At 36.7% G+C, this 20,270-nt stretch carries 17 protein-coding genes; 4 read left to right on the forward strand and 13 right to left on the reverse strand.

Going from position 1 to position 20,270, the window contains the following annotated elements; all coding sequences use genetic code 11:
• Positions 1–111: 111 nt before the first annotated feature.
• The gene (locus tag FD46_RS02955) at positions 112–2,157 is read right to left on the reverse strand and encodes a methyl-accepting chemotaxis protein (RefSeq protein ID WP_057895703.1); all 2,046 of its coding nucleotides are present in this window, start codon (positions 2,155–2,157) and stop codon (positions 112–114) included.
• A 651-nt stretch (positions 2,158–2,808) separates the two neighbouring features.
• On the opposite strand from FD46_RS02955, the gene FD46_RS02960 reads away from it, so the two are divergent.
• From FD46_RS02960 to FD46_RS02970, 3 genes are all read left to right on the forward strand, one after another.
• The gene (locus FD46_RS02960) at positions 2,809–3,051 is read left to right on the forward strand and encodes a DUF2179 domain-containing protein (protein WP_057895704.1); all 243 of its coding nucleotides are present in this window, start codon (positions 2,809–2,811) and stop codon (positions 3,049–3,051) included.
• Between the two features lie 201 nt (positions 3,052–3,252).
• The gene (locus tag FD46_RS02965) at positions 3,253–3,978 is read left to right on the forward strand and encodes an SDR family oxidoreductase (RefSeq protein WP_057895705.1); all 726 of its coding nucleotides are present in this window, start codon (positions 3,253–3,255) and stop codon (positions 3,976–3,978) included.
• 168 nt (positions 3,979–4,146) lie between these two features.
• Entirely contained in the window at positions 4,147–4,941 is a 795-nt protein-coding gene (locus FD46_RS02970; protein WP_057895706.1) for a CHAD domain-containing protein, read from the forward strand.
• Positions 4,942–5,340: 399 nt separating this feature from the next.
• Here FD46_RS02970 and FD46_RS02975 read toward each other — a convergent pair whose 3' ends face one another.
• Positions 5,341–7,137 carry an ABC transporter ATP-binding protein gene (locus FD46_RS02975; RefSeq protein ID WP_057895707.1) on the reverse strand — a complete coding sequence of 599 codons (1,797 nt, stop codon included), beginning with the start codon at positions 7,135–7,137 and terminating at the stop codon, positions 5,341–5,343.
• A gap of 103 nt (positions 7,138–7,240) precedes the next feature.
• Entirely contained in the window at positions 7,241–7,846 is a 606-nt protein-coding gene (locus tag FD46_RS02980; protein WP_057895708.1) for a MarR family winged helix-turn-helix transcriptional regulator, read from the reverse strand.
• A 243-nt stretch (positions 7,847–8,089) separates the two neighbouring features.
• Between FD46_RS02980 and FD46_RS02985 the strand changes: the two genes are divergently transcribed.
• Entirely contained in the window at positions 8,090–9,265 is a 1,176-nt protein-coding gene (locus FD46_RS02985) for an iron-containing alcohol dehydrogenase (protein ID WP_057895709.1), read from the forward strand.
• A gap of 481 nt (positions 9,266–9,746) precedes the next feature.
• Here FD46_RS02985 and FD46_RS02990 read toward each other — a convergent pair whose 3' ends face one another.
• The 10 genes from FD46_RS02990 to FD46_RS03035 form a co-directional block, all read right to left on the reverse strand.
• Entirely contained in the window at positions 9,747–11,207 is a 1,461-nt protein-coding gene (locus FD46_RS02990; protein ID WP_057895710.1) for an APC family permease, read from the reverse strand.
• A gap of 536 nt (positions 11,208–11,743) precedes the next feature.
• A complete protein-coding gene (locus FD46_RS02995) occupies positions 11,744–11,962 on the reverse strand; it encodes a type 2 periplasmic-binding domain-containing protein (protein WP_057895711.1) in 219 nt (72 codons plus the stop codon).
• 725 nt (positions 11,963–12,687) lie between these two features.
• Complete coding sequence (locus tag FD46_RS03000; RefSeq protein ID WP_057895869.1) at positions 12,688–13,440, reverse strand: TSUP family transporter; 753 nt, start codon at positions 13,438–13,440, stop codon at positions 12,688–12,690.
• A gap of 466 nt (positions 13,441–13,906) precedes the next feature.
• Positions 13,907–14,794 (reverse strand): triphosphoribosyl-dephospho-CoA synthase CitG, encoded by an 888-nt coding sequence (gene citG, locus FD46_RS03005; RefSeq protein WP_057895712.1) that lies wholly within the window; start codon positions 14,792–14,794, stop codon positions 13,907–13,909.
• Positions 14,757–15,356, reverse strand: a complete 600-nt coding sequence (gene citX, locus FD46_RS03010; protein WP_235805542.1) for a citrate lyase holo-[acyl-carrier protein] synthase — start codon at positions 15,354–15,356, stop codon at positions 14,757–14,759. Before citX ends, citG begins: the two co-directional genes overlap by 38 nt.
• 42 nt (positions 15,357–15,398) lie before the next feature.
• Entirely contained in the window at positions 15,399–16,937 is a 1,539-nt protein-coding gene (gene citF, locus FD46_RS03015; RefSeq protein ID WP_057895713.1) for a citrate lyase subunit alpha, read from the reverse strand.
• Positions 16,927–17,841 (reverse strand): citrate (pro-3S)-lyase subunit beta, encoded by a 915-nt coding sequence (gene citE / locus FD46_RS03020; protein WP_057895714.1) that lies wholly within the window; start codon positions 17,839–17,841, stop codon positions 16,927–16,929. Before citE ends, citF begins: the two co-directional genes overlap by 11 nt.
• Before the next feature lies 1 nt (position 17,842).
• The gene (citD, locus tag FD46_RS03025; protein WP_057895715.1) at positions 17,843–18,136 is read right to left on the reverse strand and encodes a citrate lyase acyl carrier protein; all 294 of its coding nucleotides are present in this window, start codon (positions 18,134–18,136) and stop codon (positions 17,843–17,845) included.
• Positions 18,126–19,157, reverse strand: a complete 1,032-nt coding sequence (gene citC / locus FD46_RS03030; RefSeq protein ID WP_235805543.1) for a [citrate (pro-3S)-lyase] ligase — start codon at positions 19,155–19,157, stop codon at positions 18,126–18,128. The genes citD and citC overlap by 11 nt, the downstream gene beginning before the upstream one ends.
• 53 nt (positions 19,158–19,210) lie before the next feature.
• Positions 19,211–20,185 carry an AEC family transporter gene (locus FD46_RS03035; protein ID WP_057895716.1) on the reverse strand — a complete coding sequence of 325 codons (975 nt, stop codon included), beginning with the start codon at positions 20,183–20,185 and terminating at the stop codon, positions 19,211–19,213.
• Positions 20,186–20,270: the final 85 nt, after the last annotated feature.

Here is a 20,270-nt window from a genome sequence, read left to right on the forward strand (position 1 = left end):
AGCCCCACTGTTTTAATCTGCAATATGCACATTAACGTATTTCAATAGTCAGCCCATTTCGTTTACGTTTAACGACTATTGGTACACTTCCTATTTTAAATAATATATTTTTTATTCGATGATTTTAAAGTCTTTTGTTAGATTTTGTTCAAGTCTTTCAGAAATCTTTGCTAATTCGGCAACGTTAGCAGTGAAAGTTTCCATTGTTGCTAAAACTTCTTCTGAATTAGCTGAAACTTCTTCTGCCCCTGCAGAATTTTCTTCTGTTGAAGCTGAAATATTCTCCAAATCCCCTAATACTGTATTTTGAATTCCTTCGATGCTTAAACTTGCTTTTTCAATATGGCGAATCCCGTCGAGTATATCCAAACCTTTGGAATAAACGGTTTGTGATGATTCAATTGCATTTTTAATAAGTTTTGCTTGCTTTTCGCCACCAGCAAGTGAAGTAGAAGTTTGTGCAACCATCTGTGCAGACTGTTTTTGAATCGTTTTAATAATGTCCTTAATTTCTTTAGTAGACTCCTTAGTCTCATCCGAAAGTTTTCTGATTTCAGCAGCAACCACGGCAAACCCTTTTCCTGCTTCACCTGCACTAGCTGCCTCAATTGAGGCATTCAATGCCAATAAATTCGTTTGATGTGAAATTTCATTAATAACACCAATAATTTTATTCACGTTTTGAATATTATCATTCATTTTCTCAGCACCACTCATTAATTCTCCCATTTTAGCTAATTCAGCATGCCAATTAGAATTAACTTCACCTGTAAGCGCAATATTTTCTTGATTCATGCTGCTTGATTCTTGTGACTTGTTACTCATTTCTTTCACGTTGCCGTGCATTACTTGAATCGTATCAGTAAGTTCACGCATTTGGGTCACGCCTTTTTGTGTTTCATCGGCTTGTGATCCTGTAACTTCAGCGATTCCTGTGATTGTTTTGGCAACTTCTTCAGTAGCACTGCTTGTTTGCTGCGATAATTCAAATAACGATTTTGACATTGTAGCAACTTTTTTTCCTTCTTTTTGAACTCCTTGAATCAAATTTCCTACTGAATCGATCATACTGTTATATTCAAAAGCTAAGCGTTGCGGCTCAATTCCATGCTTATGCGGATGCACAAAATGATTAACTTTTCTTTCAAAGAAATTTTTGGCCTTTAAGCGCTCCGGATTAATTTTTTCAAATTTTCCTTTTCCAGCTTCTGCAAAGAAGAAACTAAGCATATTAACAATTCGTTTAATTACACGTACAAAAGCAAAAGTCATTAAAAGTGAAAATATCAACATTATCACTAATATGACAATCGAAGATTTAACCAAGGAGTGCAGTTCCGGAGTTAGTTCATCACTTTTAAATTGAGCAAGAACAACTGTCCCACTCTCTTTTCCACCTTGATCATAGTAAACTTTTTCAATGGGAGAAGTGCCAGCTACTGTGATATTCCCAGATTTTTTCGAAGTTTTTTTAATTTTTTTAAAAGCCATAGTTTTAGCTATACTTTTGCCGATCATTTTTTTATCTTTTGCGGCAATCACAACACCATTATTTGATACCAACATCGCATTTCCCGTTCTACCAACATTCAAATGATTAAGAACCTCTTGTGCATCATCATATAAAACCACAAATGAAAGTACCCCTACTTGCCCTTTTGAATTGCGGACAGCTTTAGAAATGCTAATAACATTACTTTTTGAAGTGCTATCATAATACATTTTGGACCAGTAGACGTGGCCCATATTCTTAATTGCACCTTTATACCACGACTGTGTAGTAGGATCAAAGGCACTTGAAGTCTTATATGTTGCAGCATATTTGCCATCAGATGTTGCAAAAATTGTATTATACAGCGCGTCATTTTCTTTTTCTGCTGTTGTGATCTTCTTTTTAATATCATGCAATACAAATTGTTTTTTAAAAAGATTTTCTGCGCTCAGCGTTGTCAACGCTTTTCTAACCGAAACATCCATACAATCACGTGTATCCAATACCGTTTTAACAGCACTTTCGCGTGTGTTAGCCGATCTTTGCAATAAAAGATTCTTGGTGCTGTGATATGCGCTAAGCAGCATCACAACAATTGGGATCAATGCAAGTATGAGTAACATTGCTGCAACTGCCTTACCCACACTTTTGTTTCTTCGTTCCATAAAATATAAACTCCCTTACTTATTTTTCCGCCTTTTTTCTCCACGAAAAAAGGACAATACCTGTTTATATCGGACAAAACAATATAGAGTTAATAGGTATCAAAATTTTTTATTTTATTCTATAAATTATCATGCTCATTTAGATGAACAAAATAGTTTGTATTGAAAGCTCTTGCAATATTAGTATATTAAACGAATCATAAAGTAATGTCTTTAATTACAAAGGCATTTATTTGTTTAATCCAACTCGGCTATGAAATTAAATATAAGCTAATAATATAAATAATTTTAAAATTAAAAAGAAACGGCAAAAAATTTCACAGTTTCCTTCATTATTAGCTAAACAAGAATGATGCGGTAAAAGCTATCTGTTCTAACACTGAACTCAAAAATCAAAACTGTGCAGTCGATACTTTTGCAAACAGTTCTTGTTGCAGCATGTTCATCAACTCGGCTTTTGGTTGAACCCATTCTGGATTAGTTGCATTATTCAGTGCAAAGCGAATAGAGATCAAAGAAAGTTCGCCATAAAATTGTGCAAGAAAATCAATGGAAAATTTTTTATTCAGCTTTTGCTGTTCTAGGTAGTTTCTACAGTTCTACGAGAGGAACTGATGTCGTTGTCAGCTACATTCAACAAAAAACGTAACTTTGGTCATTTTTACCAAACAAACAGCCGACTTAATTAAAAAATTACGAAATTACAGCCATGGTACAACTTCGTTTAAAAGCAGCGGCATCTATGCCATCCAAGAAACAGATATGATTTTAATGGTCATTCAAAAAAATGAAATTTTCCTTTTGAAAAAGATCATCCTTGATAGCGACACGAATGCTTTTATCAGTGTCCAAACTACTGGCTTCACTAGTGGCAACTACATTCGTAGATTTTAGACTAAATAAAGTTTACTGCTTATTGTAATTTAGAGTTGCACCTTTTAAAGAACAAACAGCTAGAAAATATTAAACCTTTAGTGATATGTTATGAGTAGATGTTATTCTTTCACACTAAAGTTGCCCTATTGCAATAAACAATTCTCTTTTAGTCAGTCTGTGAAAGCAGCATCTCAAATTAAAACAAGGCAGGTCAGTGTAATGCTTCTAAAAAACAAAAAGATTCTGATAGTTGGCGGTACATCAGGATTCGGAAAACAAGTAGCGCTTCAAAGTTTAGCCTTAGGAGCAAAAGTCAGCATAATTGGAAGAAGCAAAAACAAACTTAAATATTTTGTCAATGAACAAAAAAGTAAAAGCTATGCTTTACAAGGAACCGTACTTGATGCTTCTGAACAGGATCAATTAACTGCCTTTTTTTCAAAAAATAACTTTTATGATCACATTATCTCAACACTAGGCGGTGCGATGGGCGGCGGCTTTCTTGATAGTCAGCTTGCAGATATCCGTAAAGCGATTGAAGATAAGTTCTTTGTAAACCTACAATTAGCACAAGCAGCTGTGCCTTTTATAAATGCTGGCGGCTCGATCACCTTCACTTCTGGAACTGGCGGTCATCCCAGCAATGCTTCCGGAGCTATCGTTGGTAATCAGGCAATCAATACACTAGTCAAGGGCTTAGCACTTGAAATGAAGAGTGAGCGAAAACGGGCTAATGCTGTTGCCCCTACTTGGAGTCCCACAGGCCTTTGGCGCAACCTAACAAATGAGCAGCTTGTCCAACGGGAAAAAGAAGTTGCAGCACAGACTCCACTTGGCCGAACTGCGCATATTAACGAAGTAGCTTCAGCTTATGTCTACCTGATGTCGAATGATTTTATAACCGGACAGGTCTTAAACGTTGATGGAGGTGTCAGTGCTTCCTAGCATCATTTATCTACTTTTCACACCTGTCTTTTAATCATTTCTGTTTTTTACTGGCTTATTTCTCCAAATTTTCTCCCAAGTATGCTATGTTGAAGTTAAATATAGTCGTTTTTTTACATTTTGGCTAATGTCTTGTTATCTGAAATACTAAAAAGGGAGGGAAGAACAATGAAATCAATTCTAACTATTTTGCAGCGGCAGTATGACTTAATTGAAAAAGAATTGATCCGCTATCAAAATAATCCTTATGATGCAGACCGGACCCATGACTTACGCGTTGCTATCCGTACTTTACGCGGCCTATTCAAATTCTTAAAGCGAGACTTACCACCTGATATCTTCGCTGACATTGATAAAAGTCTCAGTAAAGCAGCCAAAATTTTCAATGACTTGCGAGAATTCGACGTGTTGATCGCTAAATCCAGTGAATTTGCCTATAATCATCCCGAAAAAAGAACCGATTACCGCCACTTCTTCCAAAATTTTCGTACCAAACGAAAAAAAGTGATGCGCAAAACTTTGACAAAGACAGTCCAAAAGAAACTAACAACCAACCTTACCAAAGTCAAAGATCAGCTGGGAATCCTTGATTTTGATGAAGAAACCGATTGGAACAAATATATCTACCAAGAATTAAAACGGCGAAAAAAGAAGTTGACAAAATTCTATGATGATCTGGACTTTAAGGATTACACTCGTGTACACCACATTCGTAAAAAAGCAAAGACTTTAAGGTATTCAGCAACTTACTTTATGGATTTCGCTCCTAAAAAAGCAAAAAAAGTTAGAAAAAAAGCAAAAAAAATTCAGGATGTCTGTGGCAACATTACTGACGCACACGTAAATTACGGCTTGTTATATGATTTTGCAGCACAAAGTGACAACCAGAATGATAAAAACCTGCTGCTGCGTATTGCCCAAGCCCAACAGAAAGTTTATAACCCGGATAAAAAAGAAGATTAACTCTGAGAGATGACGTACTTTGAACGTTAATTGCAGATTAAAACAAAAAAGGGCTGGGTCAAAAGTGAAATTTTAACCTAGTTCCTCTATTTATTCCGGATAAACGTGTTCCATAAGTCAAAATTTTCCGTCTACCCTCGAATTACTCATAGCAAATTACTCGCTATGTTCGTAATTTCTTGTTAGTACTCAAATTTTACCGACTTATGTCACACTCTCTCTTTTGTACTCTCTTGTGATTTCCATATTAACGCGTTTCAGTGATCAATCTTTTCTGCTTAGCCGTGAATTACTCATAGTCAAATTCGGACTATGTTCGTAATTCACGGTTAATATTCAAAACCTAACGACTGTTGGCACACTCCCTTATTATTCTATAAATAAAAGTTCAAGTTTACCTTATTTAGTAACAAATTGTTCAGAAACGTATTCTGCATACAGTTTATGGTTACTCAGCAGCTCTTGATGTGTCCCTGAGCCGGTCACTTCACCCTGTTCAATAAAGTAGATCTTGTCGGCATCTACAATCGTTGACAAACGATGTGCAATTACTAATGTCGTCCGATTTTGCATCAACTGTTCAAGCGCACGCTGCACCATTGCTTCAGATTCCGAATCCAAACTCGCTGTTGCTTCATCCAGCATCAAAATTTTAGGATCACGTAAAAAAGCCCGTGCAATCGCTAAACGTTGGCGCTGTCCACCTGAAACCTTCACTCCGCGTTCTCCGACCTGTGTATTTAGTTTTTCAGGCATCTTATCAACAAACTTATCCGCATAGGCCAATTGCAAAACTTCCCACAAGCGTTCATCTGTAAACTTTTTTTCCAATCCATACGTCAAATTATCACGAATTGTACCAGCCATAATTGAAGAATCTTGTGATACAAAACCGATTTGCGAGCGCCATGAACTAAGTGAAACATCTTCAATATTGCGGCTGCCAATACTGATAGTACCTCCGGTAGGTTCGTAAAAACGTTCAAGCAGTTGAAAGATCGTTGATTTTCCGCCACCAGAAGGACCGGCAAAAGCTACAATCGTGTTAGGCTTTGCTTCAAATGAGATATTATGCAGAATCGGCTTGCCTGCTTCATATTCAAAATCAACATGATCAGCTGTCAAGACTGATCCTTCAACGTCAGTATCTTCTCCTTTATCGAATTCTTCAACGGGTTCGTCCAACAGGGTAATCAACCGCTGTGTTGCACCTTGTGTTTTAGCAAAAGTTGAACCAAATGTACCAATACTTACTAAAGCCGGCATAATTTGAAATAAATACATAATAAAACTAAACAGCGTGCCCATTGATGATTCGCCTTTAGCAACACGCAGCGAACCGACAACTAGGATCAGGGCAAACAACCCCATCATCACCATCGTCATAATTGGCCCCATCACACCATCAACAATGGCTTCGCGCCGGCCAAATTTAAACAAGTTCTGTATTTGAACAATACCCTGTTTCAAAACATGCTGTTCAGCACCCGAAGACTTCACTAACCGCATTTCAGCAAGAGTTTCTTGAGATTCGCCACTAAAATCTGCCATAGCGTCTTGTGTACCTCGGCCTATTTTTGAAGCAAAAAGCATGACCGGTGTTACCAGTAATGCGGTGATTGGCACTGCGATGAATATCCAAATTGCCATGTGCCAATCAGTGGTAAACATTAAAATCACCGCGCCTACCATTGAAATCATGCTAGTCAAAAAATTAGGCAGTGTATTGGCAACCAGCGTTTTTACCTGTGAAGTATCGTTTGTCAAACGTGAAGTCGTTTCTCCAGACTTTACATTGTCAAAATACGGCATTTTAAAGATAACCAGTTTGTCCCAAACAATTTCCCGCAAATTACGTACTAGCTGCTCGCCAGCCACACCCGTCAAAAAATTTCCAATAGCTGAAATGACAGCTCCTCCAATAAAGAGAATCAAGACCAGGGCAATAATTTTTCCATCAAGGTGGACATTTTGTAGATTCTGAGCTCCAAATGTATTAATCAGCTTTCCCGAATACTTTGGAGTCAATAAGTTAAAGACCACACCGATAATTGAGAAAAATAAACCTGGTATCATCCACTTATATTGCGGGCGTGCTATTTTTATAATCTTCCAAAGCCCTGCAGCATTTGCTTTGGACTGCACTTTATCCTCCTTGGCGATTATCTGGTGCGTTTCAAGTGTTCTATCTGCCATTGATCCTTCTCCTTTGTCTTATTTCAAGTTATACAAGCAAAAACTTTCACTTTTCGTAAAAGACAGTCACTAATTCTTATCCACCTGCATTGAATCATATTTTTTATAAACGTTCATCATCATTAGGATGAAAATCATGCTTGTGTTCTTGCATCTTTTGAAAACGCCAAAATTTATTTTCATGAATTTTATGCATTCTCGCAGGATCAATGAAACGATCAAAGTGAAATTGCAGGTGTTTATCCATTTTACTGCGCACTTCAGCAAGATATTCATCCGATGTCACATGTTTATTCAATTTACGCAAGCTTTTACCAAATTGCTCGCGTTCATCATTGTCAAACACATCAAACAACGCTGTCTGAAAATCAGTTTGTTTGCGTTCTAACGACTCTAATTGTTTCCGGCCCTTGGAAGTAATTTTTGCGCGGACTACCCGCGCATCTTCCTCATCTTTAATACGTTGAATATAACCTTGCGCCTCTAACTTTTTTATAATTTGTGTAACCGATGCAGGCCGTATCGCTAAAATATCAGCGATGGCCCCTGCCGTTAACTCGTTGTCGGTTTCTGCCAAAACGCGTAATAAACGGCGGCGGTTGTCTGGGCGCTGATTATTATGGCGGCCATAAAGGCTGCGTGCCGCAAACCAGATTGCAGGCTGGCGTGCCAAAGTTGTCAATTCGTCAAAAATTTCTTTGTTATCCATTTTTTACACCCCATTAATTAAATTCACCATTTTAGTTAGTTTTATATTTTTTAACAAACTAAACTTTACAGGAACTAATTAGTTTTGTCAACATCAAACTAAATATTTTTGAAGGTCCACAGTAGTTATTAAATTACTGCTGTAAAAATCTCGTTTAAACAACTTACGCTTTAATTTTTCTAAGAAATGTTTTATTATGTAGATGAATAATATTGTAAAAAAATTCACAAGGAGGTATCTTATATGTCGGAACGCAGTTATGATTTTTTAATGCCAAGTGTTAATTTTTTTGGACCGGGTGTTATTACCAAGGTTGGTAGCAGAGCAAAAATGCTCGGAATGAAGAAGCCGGTCATTGTTACTGAAAGGTTTCTTGAACAACTAAAGGATGGTCCAGTCGAACAGACTATCAATTCTTTAAAAGCTGCTGGCGTTGATTACGTTATTTATAATGGTGTTGAGCCTAATCCAAAAATTCACAATATCAAAGAAGTTAAAAAGTTATACGAAAATTCAGGCGCTGATTCCATCATTACTGTTGGTGGCGGTTCATCGCATGATACCGGTAAAGGTGCTGGAATTATTTTAACTAATGGCGCTGACATTACTAAGCTGGCTGGGATCGAAACCTTAGATAAACCGCTTCCGCCATTAATAGCCGTTAATACCACTGCAGGGACTGGATCAGAATTAACTCGGCACGCAGTTATTACCAATGAAGAAACTCATTTAAAGTTTGTTGTTGTTTCATGGAGAAACATACCGCTTGTTTCATTCAATGATCCGACTCTAATGCTGGATGTTCCCAAGTCGGTAACTGCTGCGACTGGTATGGATGCCTTTGTTCAATCAGTTGAACCCTACGTTTCTGTTGATCGTAATCCAATTACTGACTCGCAATGTATTGAAGCCATAAAGTTAATTGAAACATCTCTGCGGCAAGCAGTTGCTAATGGTCATAATCTTGAAGCTCGTACTAAAATGGTTGAAGCTGAAATGCTTGCTGGAATGGCATTCAACAATGCTAATTTAGGTTACGTTCATGCAATGGCTCATCAACTTGGCGGTCAATATGATGCCCCCCATGGTGTCTGCTGTGCCCTGCTCTTACCTTATGTTGAAAAGTATAATATTATTGCCTGCCCTGAAAGATTTGCTGAATTAGCAGAAATTATGGGTGAAAACACTACCGGTTTATCAACCCGCGATGCTGCAATGCTTTCCATCAAAGCCATGAAACAGCTTTCTGAAGATGTCGGTATTCCAAAAACCATTAAAGAAATCGGTGCTAAACCGGAAGACTTTGAATTAATGGCAGAAAATGCCTTAAAAGACGGAAATGCATTTTCCAATCCTCGTAAAGGAACTAAAAAAGACATTATTAAAATTTTCCAAGCAGCCTATAATGGGGATATCTAGCCTGCAATGTAAGGAAACTTTTATAAAAAAATCAAAGTGGACTTTTTAAAACAATTAAAGCTGATCTCTTTAATTGCAAACAAGCAGTTCTAAGAAAACAAATACACCTTTTAGATGGCATTATTCAAGTAATATTCTGGATAAAGCCATCTTTTTTATTGTATTAATCAGCTTACTAATTAAAACGACTAATTTCATTTTTTAATTGGTCGGGCTGGAAAAATATAAAAGGACCAGGTCAAAATGTAACTTTTGACCCAGTCCCTCCGTTTTAACCTGAACTATGCAAATAACGTGTTTCAATAGTCAGTCTTTTTTGTTTACCCATGAAGTTACTCATAGTCAAGCTCAACTATGTCTGTAACTCACAGTTAATACTCAAAACCTAGCGACCATCGGTACACCCCTCCTTTTTTCTATCTTACAGTTTCCGTAAATGGTAAACATTTTAAGCTTTTTTACCGTTCCGTAATACTATTGATTATTTTAGCAGCTGGCTCATTTTAGCTTGTTTACGTTTTTCCAAGCGAGCTAAAAACGGCATAATCAGACCGGCCCCAAACAATACAAAAACGGAAAAGAGATTCATCAGCAGCTGCTGAGCATAAGCTGCAGTTCCAAATTTTACATCCTGAGGAATAAAACTCATCAGTGCACAAAGAAAAGAAAAAACGAAGCACCAGCTGCCTACTGCAATCGCAACAGCTTTATTTTTAATAAAGACAAATGAAGAATTAAACTTGTCGGCTTGCAGCCTAACAGCAATGAAAGCTAGAAAGACCCAGCAATTTTTAAACGGAAAAACAATGCCGTTTAAATTCAGCAACCAATTAAAAATCGAATTGATGTCAGGTAATGTTCCGCTCATCAATAATAAAAAGAGGCATAGTCCGCTGGTCAAGAGATAGCTGTTTAGAGGCCGGCCGTTTTTATTACGTTTACTCATCCATTGCGGCATAAAACTGGCCGCGGTATCTCCGGCGATTACCCAACTCGCCGCATCCAATAAAACTGCCAGCTGAGCCATCATATAAATCGCTTGAACAATAGAAAAAATGTACAGTAAAAAGTTGCCTAACCCTATCTGCTGACCCAGTAATTGAAAAGCATAATATGAACCGTTCATTTTAAGGTCGTGTGGCAAATCATTAGCATTGAAGAAAATTGCTAAGGAAAGAGTACCGAAAACTGTCAAAAAAGCAGTCATAAGCGCAACAAGCCACATTGCTTTAGGAAAATCCTTTTTCGGATTACGCATGCGGATCAAATAGGGAGCAACGAGCTCAGCACCGCAGACTGCAAACATTAACAGCCCAGTTGTCGAAAAATATTGCAGGCTGAGATGTGGAACAAAAGAACTTAAATTAAAGGGCTGGGTAGCAATCTGTCCTCCATGAGTAAGGGAATAAACGGTCATGACAACAAACAAAACAGTCATCAAGAACATTGCCCCGCCACCGATCGTTGCCATTACTTCCATTGAATGTTTAAAAAAATTCTGCAGTAGAATAAAAATCAAAATAATGATAAAAGTCAGCAACCCAAAGGTAAAATTTGACATCTGTTTTCCCAAGGAATTATTGCCTGTAATCAGCCAGCCAAATGAAATAATAACTGAATTTGCAACATCAACAATGTATGGCAGACTAGCTGCCCAATACATCCAGGCTGTCCAGTAGCCTAAAGTATCAGTTGTACTGTGGCGTACCCAAGAAGAAAGTCCTCCTTCTTCTTTGTCAGTAAAAGTAGCTCCCAACTGACTGACCGACATTTCATAAGGAATCACGAAAGCAACAACCATAAATATCCAGGTAAAAACAACTGACAATCCTTGGTTTTGTAAGGGATAAAGAATATCATCAAAGCCGATAATTGTTACAAAATCCAAAAAGGCGATTATCGGCCAACTAATATAATGCTTTTTGTTAGGTAAAGAATCCATGTTGTTTTGTTAACTCCTTCTAAAAGATAAAGGTTTATTTGGTCTTTTAATTCCTTAGATTAGGCGGTTTACAAAACAGCAGCAAAAATAATTTCATTTTTCTGCTTCCTTATTTTTACGATTCATAATAATAATATGTATAAAAAACTATTTACAAAAATTATTGCCTGCAATTTGCGTTACTGTGTTGTTAGAAATCAAGTTTAAAAATGAAGATCTGTTGTCAATCAGCTAATATTCTTTGTTCGTTATGTATCAAAAAATCTTTGCAGAATATTTTTTTAAACCAGATTTACTTTACCAAGTTGGAAAAATTTATTACTGAATCAATATTAGCTTTATCCTTGGTTGTAATCACATAAAACTTATGTTTAATAGGAAAAGAAGGAGCATCTAATGACCTCAGAGGTGTACTCTTTCTTAGCGCTTAAAAAAGTATCCGGCAAAATTGAAATCCCAATATTCTCAGAGATTCCCTCCTTGATATTATCATATTGTTGCATACGGATAAAATTCCCAATGCCAATATTATTACTTTACAGCCATTTCTCTAAAATCTCCCCTGTATCCAAACCCTTCTCACAGATAATAAACTTCTCCTTTTTCAAACTGTTAATTGAGAGATTCTTTCCCTTAGTTAAAGGACTATCCTCATCAGATACTAGAAAAAGATTCTCATAACCAACTTCACCAACTATAAAAAAGTGCTGGTCACCCACATACCTCTGTGGTAAAGGTGAAAAAATAATATCCACTAACCGGGTCTCTAAACCTTTAAAAGCATCTGCAGTATTGGTTATTGAAAAAAATGAATATTAGGGTGCTGAAAGCGAAAGTCACACGCAACAGTTGCAAGTAAGTATCAATAGAAGTAGTTCCAATTCTAATTAATTTCTTCAAAAGTGAACTTTTCGGTTTCAGTACATCTGAACATTTTTTACATAAATGCAAGATGTTCTCTGCATAACTCAACAAGATATAACCCGAGTCAGTTGGAACATATTCTCCATGTATTTTTTTAATTAATTTTACTTTAAATTTTTCTTCTAAGCTTTGGACATGCGACATCACTATTGCTGGATAACACGCAGTTTCTTAGCAGTTAATGAGTAACTTTTATACTTAGCTAATGCAATTGGTGACCTCGTTGTTTTAGGAAATCAGTGATATTTTTGATCCTGTAACAAAGCAAAAGTTTAAATAACGTTATACGTTAAAAATTATGTGGTAAAAGCTGAAAGTCTTTAAACATTCATGAGACATTAGTTATATCGTGAAAGCCGGACTATGATTGTAATTTGCAGTTAATGCTCAGAGTCTAACGACTATTGGCACACTCCCCCTATTCTATTTAGTTAATTTTAATCTGAACTTTTCCCTACTGGCATCCACAAAGGGTGTTAAGTATGACCTAGTTTTCAAAATCAAAATAAATTATGTCTCATCCTTTTAATCACTAACAAGTAAAAAGTATTAACATTTAGAAATAAGCATGAATAAATAAACTTAACGCTAAACCTAATGCAGCAATTCCAATCACTAATTTAATCAAATAATCTGGTATCCAGCGAACAATTTGAGGACCGATCAAACCGCCAATTAAGAATCCGACTCCTAATGGCAGTATTAATACCCAATGAATCTTAGTCTGCAATAAATAAACTATCGTTGAAACACAGTTGGCTGCACCCAATGCCAGATTTTTTTGCGCATTATACTCCGCGAAGGGAGCATTACTGATCACTGAAAGCATTGATAACATCAAAACCCCACCGGCTGCACCAAAATAACCGCTATAAATACCTACTAATAAAACACCAATCCAAGCTCCCACTGTTTTTAAAGTCACCTTAGATATTTTGGAAGTCGTATTAACCTGAATATGACGTGGTACCAATACTAGGATACCTGCAGCCAAGATAAAAAAGGGCACTACTTTTTGAAAAGTTGCTTCAGGAATAGCAAATAACAATAGCGCACCAATAATGCAACCAATAATAGTTAATGGTAAAAGCATGCACAAGTCACGAGTATGCCCCTTTAATTCTCGATGTGATGCTAACGCGGATCCTACACCAGTAAAAATTAGACCGGCAGTATTAGTCACATTAGCTGTTACCGGCGGCAACCCTAGAACCAATAAAGCAGGATAAGATACTAAAGAAGCCAATCCGCCTACAGTGCTAACTACCCCTGCAATGATACCAACTAGTAATAAAAACAAACTCATCATTAATAAATTCACGCCATCACTTTCTTCCTATACATTAGGTTCAGACTACCATGTGCATTTTTTTATAGTCAAATAACCATGATTTAATAAAAAATAATTATAGAATTCTTGACCAGCTTTTTATTAATTATAACCACACGCTTGCAATAACTATTACGAATAAAACCTTTTTTCACTTAATTATCGTATTAAAAACTACTATGTTTAAAATATTTCTTCAAAACAATGCTTAAAAATGCGGACTTTTATGCTCAAGTAAGGCTATTTACTATCTCAGTATTTGAATCGGTACATCAAGTTGCATGTTTATTAGATATTGATATCATGGGTAACCCTATCCCGATAAAAAACAAAAAAATAAGGGCCAGCTCCTCTTAAAAGAAACTGGACCATATTTATTTTTACTTTATTTAAGTTTAAAATTTTTAGGACAACTTATATTGTCATCCCAAAATAGTAGGACAACCTATAAAATACCTTCCAGTAAGCCAAAGTATATTGTTAAGATTAGTAGATCAGCAGAGCCGCCTAAACTTAAATTCTTTTTAAGAAAAAACTCGTTTAACTCGGCAAGCTTAGCTCTTCCTTCTTTTTTACAACTTCCGCCTAACAAAAGGTATTCGTCTGCCTGCTCATGTACCCGCTTAACAATAGTATTTGTCCCTGCACGTTTTATTAGATTGCTGTCATTCGAACAACTGACAATGATCATGAAAGTATCCAAAAGCCTTTGATTATGTGTTCCCTTACTTTGTCGTAAAAATGGCAGGGCAACATTCATCACAGTTGGGTACCCATCTTCAGCTTCTCCTCGAATTCCACTTTCACCATACTTTAAATACTGTTGTTCACCTGCTGTAAGTTCATTTACCGGCTTAAATTGTATTTTTGCGAAATCTTTTTTCACCAGCCCATGCACCATTTTTTTTTCAACTTCAACGATTTTATCCAAGTTTAAATTACCACAACTTAATACATAGCCAGTTGCAGTTACTAAAATTCCTAAAGAAAAAATTGCGCCTTTGTGTGTATTAATTCCCTTGGTAGCAAGCAGCATAGTATGTTCTGCAGTAATTCCATATGCACGAACCTTGGTGAACAATTCGCTAAAATCTCTAGCAGTATAGTTCCAGCCAGCCGTAAAAGCTTGGGCAAAATAAGACTCCAAGCTGATTGCACTGTCTATGAAATTAAAAACATTCATATCAGGATGAGGACCCGAACTAAGGGGATCAACTAAACCCGGTTTAGGCAAAACCGTTACTTCATAAAGCAATGCCTTAGTCGCTATCCTGACAATTTCATCCCGATTATCATCAAGACCCTTTGATTTTACTTGATCCAATCGTTCCATAGTCATTACCTTCGCTTTGTCCAAACTTTTTCCAATAGATTTCGCTAACCTTTTTCTGCAGTTCAGCAACTGAATGTTTTCGAGACCGGGAGCATTCTTTCGCTGGCCTTTCACAAACCAGACAAGTTCGCGGTTTTATTTTTACATCTGAGCGTGACAGCGCCTTTGCGCTGCTTATTTCCGAATTTAGAACATCAGCATCAAATAGCCGCCCTGAGGGGTAGTTATCTTCAAACTTAACAGCTGCTTCTTTTATCAGCTTGGGTGCAGTATCAACAACCAAGAAGGATTCGCTGCCTGTTCGAAGCCTTAACCTTATTTCCTTAACAGGTTTATCTGCAATTATCATGATGCTCTTTTTCAAAAAAGCATACCCATCTTCAAATAATTGATTAATCCGTGCGTTATTTTTAATGGGTCCCGGAATATTTAACTTAGTTGCAATTAAAGTCTTTTGCGGGAATTGACGTAATAATTCTTTTTGAATTTCACTTCGTCTATCACGCCAGCTTAAAACAGCCAAGATATTCTGTTCAAAACCATCTTCAAAGATTGATCTCAACAGTAGAACCCCCAAACACATCCTTAATAATATCAAAAATCCTTATTTCTTAACTTCTTTAATCGCGTCAATAATAGTACCATCACGATACTCAACTAAAGCAACGGTTTTATCGGTATATTCAATTGGGTTAGGAGTACCAACTAATTTTGCAGCCATTTTTTGAAGCTCTTCAATCGAATAAATTTTAACTCCCGGTAATTTGCTGAGTTTAGCAATCAAATCTTTACGTTTAGGATTAATTGCAATCCCTACTTCTGTAACCAGCACATCAACCGAATCTCCCGGGGTTACGACGGTAGTCACATCAGGAACTACAGTAGCCAGTCTTCCACGTACCAGCGGAGCACTGATGATAGTCAATTTAGCAGTAGCAGCATCTTGATGTCCGCCCACAGCTCCGCGAATAACACCGTCAGAACCAGACATAACATTGACATTAAACTTAGTATCAATCTCTAAAGCAGATAAAATCACAACATCAAGCTGATCAACCATTGCACCTTTGTTATACGGGTCAGCATACCACGAAGCATCTATCTCCTGCTGCTTATTATTAGTATGCATCGATTCAGCAGCACCTTTGTCAAAGTCTTGCACATCCATAACTTTGGCAATTAATCCTTCATTAAGCAAGTCTGTGGTTGGCTTAGTAATCCCTCCAAGTGCAAACGAGGCCTTAATGTTATTGTCGATCATTGATTGCCTCAGGTATCGTGTTACTGCGAGTGCGGCACCGCCAGAACCTGTTTGAAATGAAAAACCATTTTTAAAGTAAGGCGAATTAACAATAACTTTATTTACAGTTTTAGCAATCTTAAGTTCTTTAGGATCTTTAGTAAAGCGGGTCGCTCCAGAACCTATTTTATCCGGGTCCCCAACTTTATCAACTTTAACTACATAGTCAACTTGAGTTTGTTTAATTGAAGCTGGAGTATTTGGATATGGGACCAAATTGTCAGTTAACAAAACAACCTTGTTCGCATACTGTGCGTCCATCAGAGCATAACCCAGTGAACCAAAAACAGCGTTACCTTCCATACCATTTGCATTTCCAAGCTTATCAGCATTCGGGACCCCAAGAAAAGCTACATCAATTTTAATTGCGCCTTCCTCAATAGCACGTGCTCGACCGCCATGTGAACGAAAAACAACCGGATTTTTCAGGCCACCGTGTGAAACAAATTCGCCTAATTCACCACGCATACCAGAACTGGTAATGGCAGTGATAGTTCCCTTTTTAATAGCCTCAATAACTAAATTATTCATCACACCAGTAAGTGAAGAAGGAGCCAAAGTAAGTTCCTTAATTCCGGAATCAATAATAATTCTCATTACTTGATTGAAAACAAAATCTCCATTACGAAAATGATGGTGAAATGAAATCGTCATCCCATTTTTAACATTATCCTTAACCACTTTCTCAAGAGATTCAACAAGTTTGCCTTCACCAGTTGTAGTTCTTACCTTTGGCGCTACTCTTTGAATTTCGGGATTGCCGATTTCTGTACTTTTGTAGGGCCTTAAGTTTAACTTATTCATAATATTTTCCGGTAACTCACGTTCTACACTATTTTTCAATATAGTCACCTTCCTCATTTAATAAGTGAGCAGCTTTAGCTAACTGTACTACTCTTTGTGCACGAAGAACTACTGGACGATCAACCATTTGACCATTCATTGAAATGACCCCTGAGCCTTTTTCATTCGCTTCTTTAATAGCGTCCATTACATTAAGAGCATTTTCAATCTCTTTGCGGGTAGGCTCGTAAACTTTATTAACCATTTCAATTTGCCGTGGGTTAACAAGCGATTTGCCATCAAATCCAAGTTGATGGATATGTTTAGTTTCCCGATAAAAGCCTTCTGGGTCGTCCATATTAGTAAATACTGTATCAAATGCAGCTATTCCTGCAGCACGTGCAGCATGAAGAACCATATTTCTCGCAAACTCTAATTCAGCACCATCGGGATAGCGATGTGTTTTCATATCAGTAGTATAATCTTCCGCTGATAGCGCTAACCCAATCATTCGTTTAGAAGCACATGCAATTTCGTAAGCATTCAACACGCCCTTTGCGCTCTCAATTGCAGCCATTAAATGAATAGAGCCGGCAGGAACTCCGAATTCTTTCTCTGCTTTTTCAACTAGTTGTTCTAATTTTTTAATCATGTTCGCATTTTCAGTCTTAGGCAACCGTATAACGTCAACTTTGGCCTTTACCATCGCTTTAATATCATTTTCATAGTATGGTGTATCTAACCCGTTTATCCGTACTACTAATTCAGCATTACCATAATCCACTGTAGATAACGCCTCATAAACTAAGGTACGTGCTGCATCTTTTTCCGTCATTGAAACAGCGTCTTCTAGGTCAAACATAATTGAATCTGCACCATAAATACCGGCATCTTTTACCATAGCCGGGTTGTTCCCAGGCACAAACATCATAGTTCTACGCAAGCGTTCTTCTTCATTAACCATATTAGAGCACCTCCCATTCAGGACTATCAGCAATTTCCAAAGCTCGTTGGCTTGCAGTAATAGTACGTGCTTTAATGACACAGTCTAAAGCACCCTTATCAACAGCTGTGACTTTTGCATTTTCAATATTAAATGATTTCAAAACTGAGGTAATAACTTTTCTAATTTGATCACCAAATTGTTTTTCAACATCTGATTTCAAAGTAACCTGGATTCCTTCAGTTCCTTTGCTTAACATTATTTGAATATCTGAAGATTCCAAGGTTCCTGCAATTGCTGTACGTTTAATTTCCATTAATATTTATTCCCCTTTCAATTCTTGCATGCAATTCAGCAAAATTATCCTCTATAAATTTATACGTAGTTTGCGGTACAAAGTTACATATCGCTTTAACATTGTTAGCAGCAATCATCTTCCTTACTTTAGTTGCCGTAATAACACTGCCGGTATCATCTTTTTGCCTAGCAGCTTCTACGACAGTTACACGAGGGGGCAGTTCATCTTTTAATACTTTATTATAGATACCTGTCGTTTTAGAAAACGGCTCAGTACCAATATATCTTTTTTTAATATTTAATTCAGAAGCAATTTTATTTCTAAATATTCTTGCATCTATAGTAGTCTGATATTTAATCTTATCTTCCTTATCAGGCAGAAAATAAGAAGGAAAAGTAAGATAACTTACCATATAACTGCCCCCGTCAACTACGATAACATTCTTCAAATCAGCAACTCCTCGAGTTACCAATTTAAATCTTTCGCTAGTTGAAAAAAGTGAAACGTCATTATTTACCACAAATACATAAACAAGATCATTTTCTCTGGCTGCTCTTTCAACTAAGTAACGATGCCCCTTAGTAAAAGGATTAGCATTCATGACAATCGCTGCCACTGTTTTATGAACTTGATTCGTTACCCGTGGAACATGAGAGAGATATGTTTCAATATTAGCTGCTCCTGATTCAAGTATGGCTCCTTTTTTTGAATAAGCTAATTCGTTAAAACCAATATATTGAAAACTCTTTTCGTATTTTCGTTTTGTGAACACAAAAACATGAAAAATACCCTTTTGCGCTAATTTGTTAATCAGCTCGGAAACAATAGTGTTAAAGCTTGATCCTGGGACTGTGTCCTCATTACAAACTCCGATATATTTTAAAACATTTCCAGCAATCGAACCAGTTCCAAGTAATTTTGAACTTTTATAGATCCCAATAGTTTCATCAATCTTTTCAACTTCTTGTTCACTAAAATCAGAAATACCTAGTGATTTCAAAAAGTCTTCCCACTTCCGCCTAACGCTTGTTTTTTTCAAATTAAGTTTAACAATTTGAAAACTGATATTTTTCACATCCTTTCTTAATTCAACTAAATATTCTGAAGCAACATAATAATCGGTACAACAATTACAAATAATATGGAAGTCGAAACAACAATGTTCGTCGCAAATTTCACATCACTATGATACGTATCTGCCAAAATGGGCAAAACCGCTAAAGACGGGGTAGCTGCTTGAATAATCAAAGTTTGATGAAAAATGTCATTGATTTGAAAACCAGCATGAATTCCAATCATAATAAGTACTGCCATAATAATAGGAGAAACAATAAAACGTCCAATCAATGTAGTAATGACATTTACATCAAATTTCATATTAAAAATGCCAAACGACCGTAACATAATCCCAATATAAATAAGTGATAAGGGTGTCACTAAGTTGCCAACATCTGTCAAAGCTGTAGTCGCAAAAGTTGCCTTAGACAAAACATTTTTTAACGGCTCAAAGTAAATAAAAGGAAGTGCGAAAATAAATCCCCACAACGGCGTTGGAATCAGGTGATGCCAATCAAACTTGGCATTACCTCCATTTGCTACAGTAGGATCATTGCCTGCAATTACCCAAACACCTAATGTCCAAATAATAACAGTGTTAACAATATAATAAACTAATAAATACGGAACTGAAATTTCACCAAACAAAGCCACATTTAACGGCATGCCAATAAAAACTGTATTAGCCCCGTTAATCGCCGTCATCATCAAACCACGCCGCGCTTTTGGTACTCGTGTCATTTTTACAAATATCCATGCAAGAAGATAGCCAATCAAGATTGAAAGGATTGTATAGATCAACCCTTCTGAAAGTACTGCTAATCGACTTGGAACAAAAAACTTGTTCATGGCACTAAAAATTGAGCAGGGAAGCGCAATTTTCATAATTAACTTTGATAATGCCCCTGAAAATTTTTTATCAAACCAGCCTTTAAACTCACCATAGTAACCAACTGCAATCATTAAAATAATCGCGATAACACTTTGAATTGACGTAACAAATACATCCATGGTACCAGCCTCCTTGAGATTAAGGAAAATTGTTCAAAAGTCTTCAAATATGATAGTTATGATAGTTTCGGGCTTGTTGGCTTAA

The sequence above is a fragment of the Liquorilactobacillus oeni DSM 19972 genome (genome assembly GCF_001436275.1).
Classification (GTDB): domain Bacteria; phylum Bacillota; class Bacilli; order Lactobacillales; family Lactobacillaceae; genus Liquorilactobacillus; species Liquorilactobacillus oeni.